This is a genomic window from Pseudomonas sp. RL, from assembly GCF_000647775.1.
GTDB classification, from domain to species: Bacteria; Pseudomonadota; Gammaproteobacteria; order Pseudomonadales; family Pseudomonadaceae; genus Serpens; species Serpens flexibilis.
Window position 1 is genome coordinate 1 of record NZ_JBOY01000018.1, and the last position, 1,149, is coordinate 1,149.

Annotated in this window: 2 protein-coding genes; both read right to left on the bottom strand. The window is 67.2% G+C overall.

The window, feature by feature from the left end; genetic code table 11:
• Window positions 1-42: 42 nt before the first annotated feature.
• Complete coding sequence (locus AS93_RS0104290) at window positions 43-369, bottom strand: YbaB/EbfC family nucleoid-associated protein (protein WP_027589455.1); 327 nt, start codon at window positions 367-369, stop codon at window positions 43-45.
• Window positions 370-379: 10 nt separating this feature from the next.
• Window positions 380-1,054: a DNA polymerase III subunit gamma/tau C-terminal domain-containing protein gene (locus AS93_RS18665; RefSeq protein ID WP_256214690.1), complete on the bottom strand. Its 675-nt coding sequence runs from the start codon at window positions 1,052-1,054 to the stop codon at window positions 380-382.
• Window positions 1,055-1,149 lie beyond the last annotated feature (95 nt).

Sequence of the window (1,149 nt, forward strand, 5' to 3'; positions counted from 1 at the left end):
TTCGCCTCGGCACCGGCGAAACCGGCGCCGAGGCATGCCTGGTCAGAACGGCATCTTGAAGCCGGGCGGCAGCTGCATGCCGGCGGTCATGCCGGCCATCTTGTCCTGGCTGTTCTTCTCGATCTTGCGCACGGCGTCGTTGACGGCGGCGGCGATCAGGTCCTCGAGGATGTCCTTGTCTTCCTGCATCAGGCTGTCGTCGAGGCTGACGCGCTTGACGTCATGGCGACCGTTCATCACCACGCTGACCAGCCCGGCGCCGGCCTGGCCGGTCACCTCGGCGTTGGCCAGCTCTTCCTGCATCTTCTGCATCTTTTCCTGCATCTGCTGGGCCTGCTTCATCAGGCCTGCCATGCCACCTTTCATCATGATGGGTTCCTCAGGTGTTCAAGGGTTCGATGGAGTCCGGGCGAATCATCGCGCCGAACTGTTGGATCATTTCGCGCACCAGCGGGTCGTCATGGATCGACTGCTCGGCCTGGCGCTGACGCTCGGCACGCCCGCGCGCAGCGGCCTGGGCGGGAGTTTCCTGCTCGGGGCGGACGATCTCCACCTCGAGCTGTACGCTGCGGCCCAGGTAGTGATTGAGCGCCTCGTTCATGCGGCGCAGCTGGGCGGCATTGAACAGCGCACTCTGGGTCGGCTCCAGGTGCAGGCGCCAGGTATCTCCGGCCGCCACCAACGAGCAGTTGGCGGCGATGCTGGCAGTCAGGCCGGCCAACCCCAGGCGCGGATAGATATCCAGCCACTCGGCCGCCAGTCCGGTAGCCGGCTGCGCGGCGGGCAACTGATCCTCGGCAGGCGCCGTTGTCTCGTCAGCATCCGCGTAGTCGTAGCTGGCCAGGGAATCGTAGTAATCATCGGCAGGGGGCGGCGGTTCGTCATCGTCCCGGCCGTCATCGACCTCGGTACTGATATCCGGCGCCGCCGCGCCCTGTTCAGCCACTGGTCCGGGCGTCGGCTCGCTCACCACCGAAACCGGCGCATCCTCCCAGGGGAGATCAATAGGCTCTTTCGCTACCGGCGCAGCGGGCGGCTCGGTCGCGACCGGCACGGGTTCTACCACCACACTTGCCGCTGCGGCCTGCGGAGCCGGAGCCGGAGCCGGAGCCGGAGCCGGAGCCGGAGCCGGAGCCGGAGCCGCCACAG

Bases quoted from the DNA above. Each gene is read 5' to 3' on its own strand.
- AS93_RS0104290 (WP_027589455.1), bottom strand. From the start codon at position 369: ATGATGAAAGGTGGCATGGCAGGCCTGATGAAGCAGGCCCAGCAGATG.